Origin of the sequence: Fontibacillus phaseoli, from assembly GCF_003337355.1 — a bacterium.
GTDB lineage: Bacteria > Bacillota > Bacilli > Paenibacillales > Paenibacillaceae > Fontibacillus > Fontibacillus phaseoli.
Window position 1 is genome coordinate 114,703 of sequence record NZ_QPJW01000002.1, and the last position, 17,995, is coordinate 132,697.

General features: G+C 45.8%; 15 protein-coding genes. 3 read left to right on the plus strand and 12 right to left on the minus strand.

Going from position 1 to position 17,995, the window contains the following annotated elements; genetic code table 11:
• Positions 1–1,511: 1,511 nt before the first annotated feature.
• Both DFP94_RS07930 and DFP94_RS07935 read right to left on the minus strand, forming a co-directional pair.
• Positions 1,512–2,108 carry a hypothetical protein gene (locus tag DFP94_RS07930; protein ID WP_114495940.1) on the minus strand — a complete coding sequence of 199 codons (597 nt, stop codon included), beginning with the start codon at positions 2,106–2,108 and terminating at the stop codon, positions 1,512–1,514.
• 94 nt (positions 2,109–2,202) lie between these two features.
• Entirely contained in the window at positions 2,203–2,754 is a 552-nt protein-coding gene (locus DFP94_RS07935) for a TetR/AcrR family transcriptional regulator (RefSeq protein ID WP_114495941.1), read from the minus strand.
• Positions 2,755–2,902: 148 nt separating this feature from the next.
• Between DFP94_RS07935 and DFP94_RS07940 the strand changes: the two genes are divergently transcribed.
• Complete coding sequence (locus DFP94_RS07940; protein ID WP_114495942.1) at positions 2,903–3,826, plus strand: ketopantoate reductase family protein; 924 nt, start codon at positions 2,903–2,905, stop codon at positions 3,824–3,826.
• A 492-nt stretch (positions 3,827–4,318) separates the two neighbouring features.
• Here DFP94_RS07940 and DFP94_RS07945 read toward each other — a convergent pair whose 3' ends face one another.
• From DFP94_RS07945 to gpmA, 3 genes are all read right to left on the minus strand, one after another.
• On the minus strand, positions 4,319–4,714 hold the full coding sequence (locus DFP94_RS07945) for a hypothetical protein (RefSeq protein WP_114495943.1): 396 nt from the start codon (positions 4,712–4,714) through the stop codon (positions 4,319–4,321).
• Between the two features lie 243 nt (positions 4,715–4,957).
• A complete protein-coding gene (locus DFP94_RS07950) occupies positions 4,958–5,671 on the minus strand; it encodes a glycoside hydrolase family 73 protein (protein WP_114495944.1) in 714 nt (237 codons plus the stop codon).
• 70 nt (positions 5,672–5,741) lie between these two features.
• Positions 5,742–6,491, minus strand: a complete 750-nt coding sequence (gene gpmA, locus DFP94_RS07955) for a 2,3-diphosphoglycerate-dependent phosphoglycerate mutase (protein ID WP_114495945.1) — start codon at positions 6,489–6,491, stop codon at positions 5,742–5,744.
• 111 nt (positions 6,492–6,602) lie between these two features.
• Here gpmA and DFP94_RS25440 point away from each other — a divergent pair, with 111 nt between their 5' ends.
• Positions 6,603–7,079: a hypothetical protein gene (locus tag DFP94_RS25440; protein WP_181873064.1), complete on the plus strand. Its 477-nt coding sequence runs from the start codon at positions 6,603–6,605 to the stop codon at positions 7,077–7,079.
• Positions 7,080–7,257: 178 nt separating this feature from the next.
• Complete coding sequence (locus DFP94_RS07965) at positions 7,258–7,932, plus strand: hypothetical protein (RefSeq protein WP_114495946.1); 675 nt, start codon at positions 7,258–7,260, stop codon at positions 7,930–7,932.
• 70 nt (positions 7,933–8,002) lie between these two features.
• Here DFP94_RS07965 and DFP94_RS07970 read toward each other — a convergent pair whose 3' ends face one another.
• From DFP94_RS07970 to helD, 7 genes are all read right to left on the minus strand, one after another.
• On the minus strand, positions 8,003–11,134 hold the full coding sequence (locus tag DFP94_RS07970) for an MMPL family transporter (RefSeq protein WP_114495947.1): 3,132 nt from the start codon (positions 11,132–11,134) through the stop codon (positions 8,003–8,005).
• The gene (locus tag DFP94_RS07975; RefSeq protein WP_114495948.1) at positions 11,131–11,586 is read right to left on the minus strand and encodes a MarR family winged helix-turn-helix transcriptional regulator; all 456 of its coding nucleotides are present in this window, start codon (positions 11,584–11,586) and stop codon (positions 11,131–11,133) included. Before DFP94_RS07975 ends, DFP94_RS07970 begins: the two co-directional genes overlap by 4 nt.
• A gap of 205 nt (positions 11,587–11,791) precedes the next feature.
• Positions 11,792–12,226 (minus strand): GNAT family N-acetyltransferase, encoded by a 435-nt coding sequence (locus DFP94_RS07980; protein ID WP_114495949.1) that lies wholly within the window; start codon positions 12,224–12,226, stop codon positions 11,792–11,794.
• Positions 12,227–12,238: 12 nt separating this feature from the next.
• Positions 12,239–12,916: a ribose-5-phosphate isomerase RpiA gene (gene rpiA, locus DFP94_RS07985; RefSeq protein WP_114495950.1), complete on the minus strand. Its 678-nt coding sequence runs from the start codon at positions 12,914–12,916 to the stop codon at positions 12,239–12,241.
• A gap of 392 nt (positions 12,917–13,308) precedes the next feature.
• Positions 13,309–13,989 (minus strand): thioredoxin domain-containing protein, encoded by a 681-nt coding sequence (locus DFP94_RS07990; RefSeq protein ID WP_181873065.1) that lies wholly within the window; start codon positions 13,987–13,989, stop codon positions 13,309–13,311.
• A 103-nt stretch (positions 13,990–14,092) separates the two neighbouring features.
• Positions 14,093–15,337, minus strand: a complete 1,245-nt coding sequence (bcbE, locus tag DFP94_RS07995; protein ID WP_114495952.1) for a bacillibactin exporter BcbE — start codon at positions 15,335–15,337, stop codon at positions 14,093–14,095.
• Between the two features lie 87 nt (positions 15,338–15,424).
• Entirely contained in the window at positions 15,425–17,767 is a 2,343-nt protein-coding gene (gene helD / locus DFP94_RS08000; RefSeq protein WP_114495953.1) for an RNA polymerase recycling motor HelD, read from the minus strand.
• Between the last annotated feature and the right edge of the window lie 228 nt (positions 17,768–17,995).

Genomic DNA, 17,995 nt, shown 5'->3' on the forward strand with positions numbered 1-17,995 from the left:
CTTCACAGATAATGACCTCCAAGCCAGTCAAAACAGATTAAGCAGGTAAGCAAAAGGTTGGTGCTATGTGCTGATGAAGAAAATAAGCAAACTGTAGTGTTATCTCCGCAACCATATAGCCGCATGATTAGTTGGATTATCTGCTTTAGAAAGCAATATATTTAAAGGGCACCTATTGGAGGTGCCCTTTAAACTAGCCGTTATAGTCAGCGCGGTGAAGCGTATCACAAGTAGGGTGAGATTTATTTTTTGGGGCACTCCGAAACGTGGAGTTGTATATACCAGTCTGTAGCAATTGTAATTTTTGGGGCAACTGCCCAAGCGCCCTTTCCGCTTATTAACATTAACATAATGCTCTCTAATTTATTGATTAATACAGTTGCTACGGTAACGTTAATCATTTTTCCTTACTCTTTCCTAATTTAAAATACGGGAGACAAGCTAACTAGCTCGTCTCCCAACATTTGAGAACTATTCTAAAACACTTGGCAACCCGGTTAATTTACCAACTACTTGGAAACAATATAATAACCGCCCCAAGTGCTATAATTAGCATAAGAATAAGTTCCGGTCACACGTCTGTGGATCAGAGATAAAATTGCCAGATGCATCTCGATAGTCAATACCAGTTAATCCGGGTTTATGTGACCAACCGCCATCAGAATCCTGTCTATACCAGTGATAATCAGTGCCTAGCGCTATAACAAGTGCATTCATTTGAACCTGGCGTTTCGCTATAACTTGAACTCACCCTGGTTGAAACATATAACCAGCTAACGGATCACTTGTGTCATTTGCAATTCTGTTCAAAATATACCCATAACAGTTTGCTCTAAAGACATTAGCTGAATCATTCCAATAGGTAGGGTTATAAGGATATTCACCACCGCCTGTAGGCATCGAAGCAAGCAGAGATTTATACTTAGTAGTTTTAGTGTCTGCCGCAGGAGCTTGACCAACAGCCTGATCAGCAGTTTTATCTAAGCCTATGCTTTTACGGGCTTGATAATTATCCGGTGCTACATTTCTTCTAATATCAAATTCTTTGCCGTCAATGTTGTGAATAAATCACTCTTTGCGGTAGCCTCAGGTTCTACCACTGCAGCTCCATCTGAAGTTATACTTCTGCTGTAGCTAAAATTATCCGGAGCTACATCATCATATTGCATTTCAAGTTGTATCATCGAGGCGTAACAATCCACATTCTTACCTATGACGATTCCTTATTAGTATTCAGCATCCCCTCCTTTAGATAATCCTGCATCTTTAAACAAAATGCATCATTCTGTGGAGACGCCGCTCTCATATTCCAAAATACCAAAATCACTACAGTATTTTGGATACTTTGAGGGTTCCTCCTATTTACGGGTTTCAAAGAAATTCTGTAAATAAATTACAAAACAGAGTATACATTCAATTAAATCAAATAAAAATAGCAGGCTCAAGTTCTTGATGAGCCTGCTAACAGATAGTTTTTGATAATTCATAATTGTACGTGAATCATAAATTATTTACTTTGAAATAAACTCCTCTACATTATTTTCTCTGATGTCTATATACTTTTCTGAATTATCGGCTTTTACCAATCTAATATATGCAGGCTTTTTCCTTGGATTGTTTCCTCCAATAAGAAGGTAATAGCTTTCATCTATCTCATACCGCAAGATATAGAGTCCACTGCCTATTTCCGTACTATCATAACTTTTAAAATCATTCCATGAAAGTTCTTGTCCTTTATGAGATAATTCTAGCACTTTTTCTAGAGTTAATTTTTCTTTACGAAATAATCTCCATTCATTATCGATCATAACAACGATTCCCCTCTCATGAGAAGCATATTGGGCCCCAACATGCCCAAAATTACTTTGATTATTTTTTACTGGAATTTCAGAATCAGATACTTCTGATGTGATTGTGCCAATTAAAGAGGTATCATCTATATCAATGGACAAATGCTCACCGGTATCAAGATAAAGGTAATTTTCAATCATTACCATCGGTATCCGATCCGATTGTATACTACTTTCTAGTTGTTTATTACTACAAGATATCATTGTAATCATTAAAATAAATATACAAAACCAAAGTAATTTCTTATTTATAGACATCTCCAAATTTCCCCCAGCTCTAAAATATACTTCCTAACAAGCTTATGCGCGCTTTTTAGTTAAACAACATATGGATTTGGTTTGAATGACAGACTCATTTTTTAAAATAGGGCGTAATCCCTCTTGAATATAGGTTCTCCACTAACTTGAAAAATTCTTCTGACGATAAATCCTTTTGACGCTGGAGCCAAAGACGAAATAAAGAAAGGGAAGTTGTCAGGTAAAACTCAATTAAGTATGGCGTTAAGGAATGGTTTTGCGGAACGTTTAATTCTAATTGATCCAAAGTGATTTCTTTTTTTAAGCGTTTTAAAAAACGGGTACTTCCATAATCACCCAAAAGGGCATTAAGAACCAGGAGATGTTCTCTTTTGTCCAGACAATAGAGCGTATCTTGAACCGTATGCATCGACAGCTCTTTATTCGCCAATTCTTTTTTTATGTCATTCAATAAGTCATTTTCAACAGCGTCTAACAATTCGTAAATGTCAGTAAAGTATTGATAAAAGGTGCTGCGGTTATATCCTGACTTATTCGCAATTTCCTGAACCGAAATTTTCTCAATCGGCTTTTGGCTATATAACTCACAAAAAACTTCTACAAACTTTTGTCTTGTTTTCTCCGTTATTTGGGGTTGCTTTTTCATGTTTCCCTCCTACTAGCGAATAAGAATATCATCCGACAAATAATAAAAAACTGATGGTTGATCAAGGAATAATCAAGATTTATAATCACATCATACAACATGTTGTCTGATAGTCAAAAGGAAATGTTAATAAGTAGGGGTGGTTTTAATGTCAGCAAAACAAGATAGAATTTTAATTTTTGGTGCAGGTGTCATCGGGAGCATGTACGCAATTAAGCTTATTGAAGCAGGGTTTGACGTTAGCCTGTTTGCACATTCTAATAGATTTAAATCATTAAGAGAAAATGGCCTGCAATATAAAGAAAAAGGTACAGTTAGATCGATACAAGTAAATGTCATTGATACGCTCGAAAATGACGATGTATACGATTTTATTTTCGTTACCGTTCGTTATGATCGGTCCGAATCAGCGTTGTTAGCGCTAAAAGAGAATCAAAGCAAAAATATAGTTACGATGACTAGTAATTCAATTGGATTTTCTTCGTGGCTGGATATCGTAGGGGATAGACTTTTACCAGCTTTTCCCGGCTTCGGCGGACAGATTAAAGAGGGAGTATTGCATGCTCGATTTCTACCAAAGATTTTAGTCGCAACTGCATTTGGAGAAATTAATGGTGTAGTGACAGAACGCATAGAAAACCTCGCAAAATTATTTAAAACAGCAAAGCTTCCCTACGTTATTAAAAAGGATATGCAAGCGTATCTAATCACACATTCCGTATCAGACATTGCCATGATGAGCTTTTTGCATGCTGAGAATAAGATAATTGACAAAAAAACAGCCAGAACCAGAAAGACGGCACGCAAAATAACAGTTACTTTAAAAGCGTATCTAAGGGCAATACAAAAAGCTGGCGTTTCAATTGATCCACCATTGCTTAAAATGGTGCTTAAATTTCCAAACTTATTTTTGGATCTTTTCTTTATGACATGGTTACGAACTAAAATGGTTAGGGATATGATGTTGCCGGATTATGCGAATAATGCTAACAATGAGATTGTGCAGCTGAGTAATGATTTAATGAAATTTTTAAGTCAAAATGATATCAAATCGGAAATACATGTTCAGTAATTTTTTTTGTTAAAATATCTACCCTTTGTCCCTGATTAATGTATTTTCTACAGCTAATTTGTCCAATAATTTACTTTTCAAATTATTAACTGGAAAACCCACAGCTAATTGGACGGTTTTCCTCGAATGAGCGTTGACAGCCCGAAATTTAATGGAGATTTTCCAGTTAGTTTGCTATATATGCCGACTGGACGAAAAATAACTGCAGATTTTCCAGTTAATCTCGTTTTATGGGCGCGGCTCCACAGAGCAGAAGCCTCCCTATGCCTAGCGGCCCATTAAAACATCGATAAAAAACCGCCAATCCTGGATTGGCGGTTGTAGTTTGCTACTTTGCGGTTTTAGTGGTTTGCGGCAATATGGTGTTGCTTGCGGATCGAGGGTTGGAAGCGATCAGATTGTGCTGTTTTCAACTGCTTTCGGCTTTTCGTTGTTCGAGATGTGCAATTTCGATGCTTAAAATTAGCTTACTATTCAACCTGTTGGCCGCCCTTAAATTAAAACCGGCTGGGCGATCAAGCCGCGTTGGAGGTCGAGTTCCTTTTTCACGTTGTTAAATATGTCCTGGAGGCATGGCCCCCATAAAAGATTATCCTGTTTTAAATAGGATTTTACTTCAGAACAACTGCGTTCAAAAGTATCCAAATAGGAACTGCCTATCTTTTTCAGATGCTTCTTGGCTTGCTTGATCAGAGACATATATTCGTGATAAAGTTCGGATTGGATGCATTTGGATTCAGCGGAAAGCTCGGTCCATGCGAAGGCTCCGCCCTCAACACATTCCGATGATCCCTGGACGTATTCAATGTCGGAATGAACGAGAATAAACAGGCGGATTCGCTCTTCCAGCGCTTTGTATCGTTCTTTAATAAGCTCCATCGGCTCCATCAAACACACTCCTTTCTAAAGCATCGTTTGAGTCAGAAAGAGGGAGTTTTTTTGGCTTTTTACATTATCAGGATACTTCCAGTATAAGCTCTTTCCAAAAAAATGTATATAAATAATTTACAAAAACGTAACCTTTAAATTAAAAAATCGTCATTTCACAACAAAACCCCGATATTACAAGCGGGGTTTAATAACTTTCAAATTCAAATTTAATTTTTATATTTACATCCGTACGTCATTGTTTCATCCTGCACTCTTCTTATCGAAAAGTCCGCGACGGTACATAATTGTGATCAGCCTGTAAAAATCGAAACTCCCCGTTTCGGGATTCTTGATCAGCGGATTCTTCTTGTCGTAATTCACCGCTGCTTCGACGGCTTCTTTTGCCCAATCGGGCAACCGGGTGCTTGCCCTTTGCTCCAGTCCGGCAATCCTCTCAGCCTGTTTATGGACGGTCTCCTGCAATGCTTCGAGCTGCTTTTTCTCCTCGGCGGTCATTGGCTCATCCCCTTCCTTGATATCGTATTCGTACAAATTATACTTATCCATCAATGAGATCAGCTTGGCAGGATAATCGGGGTCCGTTGCATATCCCGCCGCCGAAACGGCATAGGCCGCTTGCCTGCCTGTCCGATTAAGCACGTTGGCATAGCGCTTGTTTTGCAGCAGGCGAGTGTGATCCGCAACGGATTCTCCCCAAGAGCGGTATTTCCGGAAGGCTGCATTGATTTTTATCGGTTTTCCGTTCCTGTATTCTGTCGTCGGCATCATTGCGCTTCCCGCCGGGCCGCTGCCTTTTATTCCGAACAAATTATTGGCCTGCTGTGCGAGCCCGCTGGCTCCCCAATTGGATTCCAAAGCGGCCTGGGCGATGGTCAAGGAAGCCGGAACACCGGTCCGGAGCCAATCTCTGATTGCGTCAGGGGCTATTTTAGCGATAAATTCAGTCCTGTTCATCTCATCACCTCCGTTTCAATATATGAAAATAAATTCAGAACGGCCTGGACATCCTGCCCTTAATCCGCCCTCACTCCATAATTTTGTCCGGGTCAGCAACTTTTTCAATCTTATGTTCGATCCTTCTTTCGCTTCCAAGATAATATTTTTCCAACGGCTTCAACTGATCGTCCAGCGTATAAACGAGCGGCGTACCGGTTGGAATGTTGAGATCGATAATCTCTTCGGCGCTTAAATTGTCCAAATATTTTATCAATGCTCTTAAACTGTTACCATGCGCCGCAATGATCACTTTCTTTCCGCCAAGAATTTGCGGCTTTATTTCCCGTTCCCAATAATCCTCCACTCTGACGATGGTTTCCTTCAGGCTTTCCGTCAAGGGAATGAACCGATCCGGCACATCCCTGTATTTCGCATCATTCCGGGGATAACGCTCATCATCCTTGGTTAGGGCCGGCGGAAGAACATCATAACTTCTGCGCCATAAGTGGACCTGCTCTTCCCCATATTTTTGTGCTGTGGTCAGTTTACTCAATCCTTGCAGAGCTCCGTAATGCCGCTCGTTGAGTTGCCAGGTTTTATGACACGGTATCCATAGCAGGTTCATCGCATCAAGGATGTAATAAAGCGTTTTGATGGCCCGCTTCAGGTAAGAAGTATAAGCCACGTCGAAGACAAACTTCTCCTCTTTAAGCAAAATGCCGGCCTCTTTAGCCTCATGCACCCCTTTCTCGGACAAATCGACATCACTCCAGCCGGTAAACAAATTGGATTTATTCCACTCGCTCTCTCCATGTCTCACTAATACCAATTTATACATCTTTGGCTCACCATCTTTTCCTTAGTTTTAAATGCATATCCTTATCAGGTCCGGGCACGCTAAACGTGGTTTCCAATACCCAAAATATCGCAACGAGGAGGATCATATTCCATGTATACCCCTATTTCATCACAAATCCGGGAGATCGAGCAACAAATTAGGCACCTGGAACAACAAACCCGTCAGGCTACAACGATGTATCAGCAAATGCTTGAGCAAGAACAGCAAAACGCAGTCCAACTTGAGCAGTTGGCCGAAAAAGAACGTAAGGCTGCCCAGACGATCCAAATGGCCTTACAAGGTCATCAAACAGCAATGCAGGCTTACCAGCATATTATTCAACTGGCTGGACAAATTGAACAAAATGCCGGATCCAACAGCTTTGGAAACGCAGATTTCAGAACCTCCGCAGGAATCGGCCTCCGCTCGGCAGGCGGCCAAAGCTTCGGCCAGTCAGGTTTTGGCCAAGGCAGCATGGGCCAAGGAAATTTCGGCCAGTCCGGCGGCTATTCGACAAGCACCATGAACGCCTCGGGATCGCAATTGTCACAAAATCAACCGGGAGTTCCTATTCGGGGCTTTCAATAATGCAAGAATACTGAAAATATGCGGAAGCCGCCCGATCCATGTGGCGGCTTTCTTCTTTCCCGAGCAGTTATACTCCTTAATTAATACCCAAAATGAACTAGAACTATTATTCCTGAACAAGTACTCCATCTGTGGTATAATTGGAAATCATTAAATGGGTGGAGGAACACAGGAAACTATGAGCAAGCTGATGTTTTTCATTTTTTTGTCATGGCTGACCGGGAACCCGTTAATTGCCATTCTTATTCTGCTTATTATCGTTTATTTCATCGATCGGCGCTTTGTCGGTGTTTTCCCCAGCATTTCCAAACCTTTTAAACGATACCGTGCCATCTCGAAACTTCGCCAGCAGTTGAACCTAAACCATTTTGACGTTTCTTCCAAACGAGAACTCGCCAGATTGCTTCTGGAGAAGAAGCGATTCAAGGAGGCTTACGATCTTCTGGAACAGGTGAAACCTTACTCCGAGTCTTCGGCGGAATTTTGGGACGATCTCGGCACCGCGTTAATCGGCTTGGGCCGTCTGGAAGAAGGCGAACAGCAAATTTTGCATGCCTTAAGTCTGAATGAACGCGTTAAATACGGTCAGCCCTATTTGCATCTGGCGATGGCTTTCCGGGAGAATAATCCGGAAAAAGCGCTCACCTATGCTGCTAAATTCGGGGAAATTCAGTCTTCTTCCAGTGAAGCGTGTTACCTCCTCGGCAGTCTTTATCATTCGTTAGGCCGAAAGGAAGAGGCGAAGCAAGCCTTGGATGAATCGAAAACCATTTATCGCAGCTTGCCAAAATATAAAAAACGACATGAACGGAAATGGGCACTGCGAAGCTATTTGAAGTCCCTTACGTTGTAGGAAAGCATAAAGAGAACCGCTGGGCTCCTATCCTAGAGAGAAGGAGCCCGCGGTTCTTTTAATATTGTCTTTACTCGGCACTCCGACGGTGGAAAGGCCACCAATTAAACTGTCCGAATATTTTTACCATGACAGGAATCAGGAACGGGAGCACGACCACGGCGTAAAGCGCCAGCCCGGTCAAAACTACCGTAGCGATCTGCAGCATGGAAAGCACGCCCGAAGGATACATGGAGGCCATTGTTCCACCCAGAATCACTGCGGCAGACAGGATAACCGTCCCCATGTTCCGCATCGAATGCAGAATCGCTTCACCAATATTCCATTCTTTATTTTCATTAAACCGGTCCATAAGGAAGATGCTGTAATCGACACCTAGCGCTACAAGGATGACAAACCCGAAGAACGGCGTCGCCCAACTGACTCCGGAATAATGGAAGATGTCGACAAACACCCATTCGGTAAAGCCCATCGAGGCATAAAAGGTCAGTACCAGGGAACCGATCAGATAGATCGGCATCACCAATGAACGCAACAACAGGACGAGAATAATGAAAATGCCCGCCAGCATAAGTACTACGGTCCGCGTATAGTCTTCACCGGAGATGGTCTTCAGGTCGTTAAAGGTACTGGTAACGCCGCCGACTGCGATTTTTGCATTCTCCAGGTCCGTACCTTTTACTGCTTTTCCCACCGCAGTACTGATCGGTTCAATGCGGTCAATCGCTTCTTTGCCGTAAGGATTGCTGGAGAATACCACGTCCAGGGTCATCACCTTGCGGTCCGGTGACAGGTACATATCGAATACCTGAGTCATCTGTTCGTTCTCCATCGCTTCTTCAGGTACATACCATCCCCCAAGGCCGCCCTCGCTAGCTCCGACCTCATTCAAGTAATCCTTGGCCGTATCCAACCCCCCGGAAACTTGTTCCAATCCGTCCACACTTTGATTCAGGCCGTCCGTCAATTGGGAAATTTGCCCCGAGAATTGACTGAAGCCGCTCTGGATTTGCTCCTGACCGCTTTGAATTTGTGCCAATCCGGTCACCACTTCCGGGATCTTGCCGACGATTTGGCCCTGGCCTGCCGCCGCTTGATCAAGACCGGTTTCAAGCCGGGTCAACCCGCCGATGAATTGATCCAGTCCGTCCGCCAGCTGCTTGCTTCCGTTTGCGGCCGCTTCGTAACCCTGGTTAGCCTGGCCCAAACCCGCAGATAGTCGTCCGAACTCGCTTTTCATCTGTTCCAGACCGGCAGACATTTGCGGCAGCCCTTTGGCCGTCTCGGTAACCGTACCGACAATCGTCAAGTAATCCGGGTCCGTGGCCAATTCGGGGTATTTGCTCTCCAAAGTCGCAAACCGCGAGGAGAGACTCGACAGTCCTTGGGACGCCGCATCCAGTTGCGTACTGATTTGACTGATGCCATCGCTGAATTGACCCAATCCGCTACCGATTTGCTGATAGGATTTCAGCAATTGCGCATGCGCATCGGCCAACTCGTTAGCGCTCTTCTTCACTTGCCGGAGTCCTTGTTTCAAATCGCCCACGCCGGCGGAGCCGTCTTGGATCCCTTTTTCGATCGCGGACAAGCCCGTTTCCAGTTGGACAATTCCGTCCTTCAGCTTCCCCGTGCCTTCGGCCAGTTGGCCTGTGCTTGCAGCTGCCTCCTTCAGTTTCGGTTCATTTTCGGTCAACGACGCGCTAGCTTCCGCAAGTCCGTCCTGTATTTTGGCCAACCCTTCATTTCCTTGGCCCAACCCTTCGCCAACCGTTTTCACCTGGCTGTTCAGTTCAAAATCTTTAACCTCATCGCCTGTCGGCCGGCTCATGCTTCGTACGCTGGCTACTCCGTCCACACCGACTACCTCGCGGCTGATTTTCTCGGCCAGTGCCATGTATCCGGCATTATCCATGGGCTCGTCATTTTGAAGGACGATTTGCGTCGGCAGGGATTCTCCAGGCTCAAAACTTTCCGAGATCAGATTGTATGCCTTTACGGATTCGTACTCATCACCGATTTCTTCCATGCTGTTAAATGATACGTTCCCGCTGTAACTGATCAGGAACGGTACCGTCACTGCCGCCACGATAAGCAGCGCAGCCCACGGCCGTTTCAGCGAGAAGGTCCCGATAGCTCCCCAGAACCGGTTTTCCTTATGTTCCAAAGAGCCTTTTAAAGGCCAGAACAGCTTCGTCCCCAATACCGCCATGAAGAACGGTACGATGGTCACGAGCGCAATCAGCATGACTGCAATCCCGACGGCGACCGCCACCGCGGAGCGGTAGAGAACGAATTGCGAAAACCCGATCGCCGAAAAACCTACCAGTACGGCGAGACCGGAGAAAAACACGGTTTTTCCGGCCTTCCGGTACGTCAGGATGATCGCTTCCCATTTATCCGCACCATGCTGCAGTTCTTCCTTAAACCGGCTGATCAGCAAGATGCAATAGTCCGTTCCTATCCCGAACATGACCGCAACCATAAAGATCTGCGTATAGGTCGAGATCGGGAAATCGATACGATCCACCAGGAAAGATACGATTGATTGCGATACGATGTAACTAATTCCTACGGTCAAAAGCGGGATAAACGGTGCAATGACCGAACGGAACACGACAAACAAGATTAATAAAATAAAAATGACCGTAAAATATTCCGATTTTTTCAGTCCTTGTTCCGAACTGACGACCATGTCTTCATTGATTTGTTCTTGTCCGGTTAAATAATGTTCCACTTTCAATTGGTCTAACGCACCGTGGATATCCTTCTCAATGTCTAGCAGAGGACGGTCTCCTATTTTTACGGACAACGATGTCAAGATGGTCTTGCCATCTTTCGATATCATCTTATCCGCCGCCTCCGGCGTAGTGAAAGGATCCGTGATCGAGACGATGCCGATTTGCACCTCCTGGTCCCGAAGGGCCTTCAGTGCCTGTTCGACCTCATTTTTATCTTCACCGATTAAACCTTTAGAGGAATGAAACACCAATGCGATTTGACTTTCTTTCTCTCCGCCTTTCGCATCCGATATATCCGCCAAAATGGCCGCTGCCGTAGAAGACGAATAACCTTCGGGTACGACGATATCTCCCTTTTCGCGGACCAGATCCGACATCGATGGGGCCGTGAGGAACAACAGCACCGCTGCGGCGATCCACACCGCAACGACAGCCCATCTTGCCTTCAGTATAAATTTCATGATTCCCCGCTCTCCTCTTCCAGCAAATATGCCAGTTTTTCAAAAACGCCGAGAAAACCTTCCACTTCTTCTGCATTAAAATGCACTAAATATGTAGACAACGTCTCCATAATCTTGGCCTGTGCCTTTTTGTAATGGCCTATTCCCCGTTCGGTCAAAGACAAATAAACGACTCTTCGGTCGTCATTGTCACGGGTTCGCTCAAGTATCCCCTTGTCCGCCAGTCTCGTAATGATCGCGGTAATCGAGCTCTTCCCTACGGCAAACGTGTCAGCAAGTTCGGTGGAAGTAACTTTACCTTGCATCACAATGTAATCGATAATCTGAAACTGGTCCATCGTCATGTCATCCTGCAACACTTCGCGAAGTTCTCCATTCATCCTTTTCGTGACCGTAAAATAGGCTGCCATATAGCGCTCAATCAACACTTTGGATTCCTGTTCCAATTCCATCCTCCCATCTTTCTCTCTTGTCCAATTAGTTCTACAATAAAACAGTTTGACAATAAAACTATATAAATTCCAAAGGAAATTGTCAATTGCACAGAATGAAAAATAATAACCCCTGCCGTCTAGGCAAGGGGTTATTATGCGTTAATTTAAATTATGCTCGTGTTTCATGAATTATTATCACGCTGTTGCGAAATGTTCCGATTCCTTAGTTTTCGTTATCTTCTCCAGCATTATAAACGCACCGGAATTGCTCCGCACCGCCTGAGGAAGGGATAAAGCCGTTTACCGTAAATCCGATATTCCGGAAAAAGTCGGCCCCTTCTTCGTCCGTTACCGCAGTTACGAGCCGCGGCCTTTTGAGGAGCAAAGCTTCCACAATCAAGCCCCGGCCATAGCCTTTGAATCGGTCTTCAGGATCGATGGCAAGGTGCAAAACATTCATCTGTTCCGAATTAGCGAAACTAAGGCCGATCAACCCCACCACTTGCTCCTCTTCTTTATAGACGAACAATTCCGCATCTTTGGAGGATTCATACAACTTCCATGCCTCTTTTTCCCGCTCGGGATCGAAGCCGACTGCATATTCCATTAATTCGCGTACTTTCGAATCGGCGGGAAAAGATGTTACTTGAATAAGCAAAGCACAGCCCCCTTAGCCTTTTTTCTCGATGACTTCAGTGGCTCCGTCATCATACCCGACAATGACCATGTCCGCGATGTCAACAAACAAACCGTGGTCGACCACGCCGGTTATCATCTTTAATTCATGGCTTAATTGAGCCGGAGATTCAATTTTGCCGAAGGCGGCGTCAACGATATAATTTCCGTTATCCGTCACGTACAGTTCGCCGTCCCGGGTACGCATTTCAAAGTCGACGTCGTACCTTCTTTGCAGTTGTCCGAGCGTCCACTCATAGGAGAAAGGAACGACTTCGATCGGCAGCTTAAACTGGCCCAATTGAGAAACCATCTTCCCGCTGTCCGCAATGACAATAAAACGGTCGCTATGCATTGCCACCAGCTTTTCCCGCAGAAGGGCACCGCCGCCGCCTTTAATTAGAGCCATCCCCGGATCGACTTCGTCCGCTCCGTCAATCGCCAGATCCAGACGATGAATTTCCGATGCCGGAACTAACGGAATCCCGTAACTCTCCGCAAGTTCTTCGGAAGCGTTTGAAGTGGCAATCGCACGGATCTGCAGACCTTCAGCCACCCGTTGTCCAATCTTCTCAATCGCGTAATAAGCCGTGGAGCCTGTCCCGAGACCAACAATCATGCCGTCCCGGACCAATTCGGCTGCGCGGTAACCCGCCGCTTGTTTTGCATTCATACGTATACGCCTCCTAAAAATAGTTGCATATTTCTCTACAAGTTAAATGGCGCGGCTGCTTGCCGGATGTCTTTTTGTCGTCCAATACACCAGTTGTTATAATCATAAATACAGCGTTTCCTCCGCTGCCACTTTGTTCAAGAGGTGATTCATGAGAACCGTAAATCAAATCAAGTCAAAACTAAATTATCCGGTCCCGGATGGAACGAACGGATGACATGCTTATGATGCTGGAGTGAGTACTGAACGAACCGGCCGGCAAGTACCTTATGTAACAAAGAAAGTCCGTTTGACTACATAATCAGCTAATATCATACCAAAAATACAATAAAAAAAGAACAGCGCATCCTGGCTGAACCCTTCCCGGGCTGCATGAATGCGCTGTTCCTTTTTTATAGATTATCGATCGCCGCTTTGATGCCTTCGAAAGATATATCCTCCACGTTTTGTCCGTTGACAAAAACAGTCGGTGTCCCGTCAACTTTGTGATTTTCCGCGATCAAAAAATCCCTTTTCACATTTGCGATATAAATCTCCTCATCCAATTCCCGTTCAAAGCGTTTCAAGTCAACGTCAGGAATGTTGTCTTTTACCAGCTTCATGATGAAGCCCTTGTTTGCCCATGCATCGTCTTTCTTGCCCTGCTGCTCCATCATTAGATCGAAATAAGGCCAAAAGAAATCGTGATTCTGCTGATACAGCGTTTCTCCCGCAAGTGCGGCAAGCGTGGAATCCGGGGCCAGGAAAGGCATGTCAACATAGTAGAACGCCGCTTTCCCCGCATCCAGATATTCTCTTTTCAATTCGGTCAGCACCTGATCTTTCCATTGTTTGCACGCCGGACATTTGTAATCCGAGAACTCCACAATCTTCACCGGGGCTTCAGGATTCCCCAAGTAAGGCTGATTTTCTTCGTCAAACCCGTCGGGGACCGCTCCGGCATCCACCTTTTCCAAATCGGGATAACTTTCCGCTTTATTCCCCTGACCACTCAAGTTAATGACGAGCAAAATGCCGATCAGAACTACGGCTATACCGCATAGCCACCATATTCCAAAATGCTTTTTCTTCACTCGCGGATTTCCTCCCCAATACAAAAGAGTAATAATTTGGTCTATTATAGAAGGGAATCCAGCGTACAAGCTAGGATAAAAATCACTACCTGATGAAGAAGCATTAGCTTTGGTGGACCGGCCGCGGCATCTTGGATTTGTCGTTCTTCCCTTCACCCGATTCAGGTTTAACCATCACCAAAATCAGGATTACAGCCACAAGCGACACAGCGCCGATGACTATAAACATCCACATATGTCCTCCCCCTACCAGCAGAGAAATTACCGGCGGGCCGAGTGATACTCCGATGAACCTCATGCTGCTGTAAATGGATGTAATCGTACCGCGCAGTTCTTTCTCGATACCTTCGGTGATCAGGGCGTCCGAGCTGGGCAGAACGATACCGATTCCGACCCCGCAAATGATCAGACATCCGATCACAAAATAAATATTGTTAAATAAACTGATGCCGAATAGAGCTCCGGTGGCGAGAACCAAGCCGATCACCCCGCACCATTTCATCAGCTTTTTATTTTTACCGATTTTCTTCCCGGTTAAATAAGACGCAAGACAGAGCGCAGCCAAGGGAATAGCCAGCACCAGCCCTTTCAGCACACCGTCGAGTCCATGCTTTTCCTCCAACTGATTCGACAAATAAAACAGCACGCTAAACAGCAAAAACATGCAAATACCGCCGATGGCAAAAATCGCGTACAACCAGCGTCCTTTTTCCGCAAACACTTGCTTTATGGACTGCATGAACTCCTTCAAGGGCTTAGCTTCGATTTTTCGCTCCGGCTCTTTGACCAAAAAAACGACGAGCACCAGCGAAATCAAGCATAACACAGGGATTGCAAGAAACGGTACATACCAGATCCACGCTCCAAGTAGAGCGCCTAAAATCGGACTCAGCACTTTGCCGAACGTATTTGAGGTTTCGATAATTCCCAGACTGTGGCTCACTTCATCGTCATCATCAAACATATCCCCCACCAGCGGAAGAACGATCGGAAATGCTCCAGCAGCCCCAATCCCCTGCAGCAGCCTCCCGGCGATAATGATCCAATAGACGGTCAGACCGTCGGCAAACCAGGAAGCCGCACCGGATATGCCGCCTCCGGCGGCGGCGATGATCAAGCTGGGGATAATAATTTTTTTCCGGCCCCACTTGTCCGAGAGATAGCCGGCGACCGGAATTAGCAAAATAGCGACGACCGCGTAAACCGTAATGAGCATGCTTACCTGAAGAGAGGATACGCCCAGTTCACGTGAAATCTGCGGCAATATCGGAATCAGCATGGAATTGCCCAGCGTCATGATGAGCGGGATAGATGCAAGCGCAGCCAAATCCCCCTTTTTGTTGTCCATCTTGCAGCCACCCTTCGGAGTCGATAAATGATTCCATAAAGGGTAGTTTGGTTAATTAGCAATAATTTATACCGTGCGTATGCCCGGTCATATTTGGACGTATGCCGCTTTGCCCGCCTCACGGATAAACCTGCTCGGTTCGCCAATGGAATACAGGTGGAGCAAATGCATAGCTCTTGTACATGCCGTATAAAAGAGTTTCCGCTCCGTCTCGCGCGTATACTTGCGGTCCGATCCGTCGTAAATCAGAACGGCATCGAACTCCACCCCTTTGGCGAGATAAGCCGGGATGATATGGATTCCTTTTTCAAAAGACAGCGTCGTCTTCTTGATTAGCTTCACTGGCAGATCGGAAGATAACGCTTCGTAAGCCTCGAGGCTCTCGGCGGCGGTTTTGCAAATGACGGCGATCATGTCGTACCCTTCCTTCCGCAAAGCCGAGATGTGCTGACGAATCCGGCGATGCAGGTCATCGCGATCATCAATGATTTGAACCTCCGGCTTCTCGCCTTCCCGGTTGAACGGAACGATGGCTTCCCCGCCCGGAACCATGCCCCGCGTAAACTCGACGATTTCACGGGTCGAGCGGTAGCTTTGCACCAGCGTGATCAATTCGCTCTCGGATTCCCCATACAGATCGCTCAGGGTCGTCGACTGTTGCAACACCGAAGCATGCGCGTAGATCGCCTGGTTCAGGTCGCCGAGCGCAGTCATGCGGGCGCGCGGAAACAGGAGTTTGAGGAAATACAGCTGAAACGGCGAATAATCCTGAGCCTCGTCGATAATGACGTGACGGATGGCGGTATTGGATCGGAAGCCCAAAATAAGTTCTTTTAAATACAGGAACGGGGTGGCATCTTCATAAAACAATTCCCCGTCCCTGATTTTTTGCAAAGTCTGGCTGCAAATGGCATCCCAATCCTCCGGCAGTTCTCCCCCGCCGACTTCCTTCATCAGTTCCCTCTGCTGAAAGAGTTGGCTGTACAGTTTCGTCACATCCACAAAGCGCAACGATTTGATCCAGCGTCGAAGCGGTTTAAGCCGATCACTAACGACCTTTTTGGCAAGGATGATCTTTTCTTCTTCATAGTCGCTGAACAGTTCACTCCGGCCCTTCTGGTTCCGGCGCATGCGTTGATAAGCCCGCTGATAATCCTCGGTATCCAGCAATTGAATCTGCTCCTCCACCCAAGGTTCATGAATCTCGTTCTTGCCAAAGGCCGCAAGTTCCTTCAGCAGCCATTCCTTCAGCAATTCACAGCGGTTGGCCAAAGTAATGGCGGGATCGTAGGCGTAAAACGCCCGCTTGATCTCATCCGCCCCGATAATTTCCTTTCCCTGAAAGCGGATCGGCTTGAACTTCATTTCTTTTCGTTCAAGAAGTAACTTATAGCGATTAAAAGCATCCAGAAACTCGGACGAAGATTTGTAACGAATTCCGTTGATCCTTGCGGCATAGGCCTCGTCCTCTTCGCCGGATAGTACGTATTCTATCTGAATGAACGGGTCCTCCAGTTGGTATTCCCGGCCCAAGCGGTGTTCCAAATATTCCTGGAACGTCGTTTGCAGCATATTCTCTTCTCCGAGTTCCGGAAGAACCGTTGAGACATAGCTATTGAACATCGGATTGGGTGAAAAAAGAATCATCTGGTCGGCCTGAAGCGTGTCGCGGTGCTTGTAGAGCAGATAAGCGACCCGTTGCAGTGCGGCGGATGTTTTGCCGCTTCCCGCCGCTCCCTGCACGATCAGCATACGGCTTTTGTCATTGCGAATAATCCGGTTTTGTTCACGCTGGATGGTGGCTACGATGCTTTTCATCTGGGCGTCCGAGCTCCGGCTAAGCACCTGCTGAAGCAGTTCGTCGCCGATCGTAACACCGGTATCGAACATCACCTTGATCTCGCGCCCACGAATAACAAACTGTCGTTTCAGCGACATTTCGCCCTCAATCGTCCCCGAAGGCGTCTCGTATGCGGCAGGGCCGGGGACACTGTCGTAATACAGATTCGAAATCGGTGCCCGCCAGTCATACACGAGAAAGGAGTCTTCCCCTTCATTCAGAAGCGAGGCAATCCCGAGATAAATCGATTCCTCGCCATACCCTTTCTCGGCAAAGTCGATCCGCCCGAAGTACGGCGACTGCTTCAGCCGTTTCATTTTGCCTAATGCGGCCGATGCATGCTGATGGCTCTTCTCCCTTTCCGAGAGCACTTGAGATTGCTGACGCAAGCTGGTTGATGTTTCTCCAAGGTCATCCGCTTCAGCGAAGTTGACGGTAACCTCATCCCAAAATTCCTTCCGCATCGTCACGACATCTTCGCGAATATGACCAACCTCGATCTCCAACCGCGTGATATTGTCGTCAATCCGGTCTGCCACAACTTCCACACGTTGCTGTTCTTCCTGCCATGCATTGTCCGTACCGCTCACATTGATCGCTCCTCTTGATATGCTGACTTTTTACGTTCATCCTTCTATATGAATAACCTATTGACATTCGTAATTATTCGTGATATAATCCCATTAGGATATTCATGTTCTATGAAAATATTTTGACAGTCCATGTTTTATTGTATCCATTTTATGCGATAATTTCAACCACTTGCTCATCTTTTTTCTCTGCATGTCAATATAGAATATAACCATCTAATACGAAAG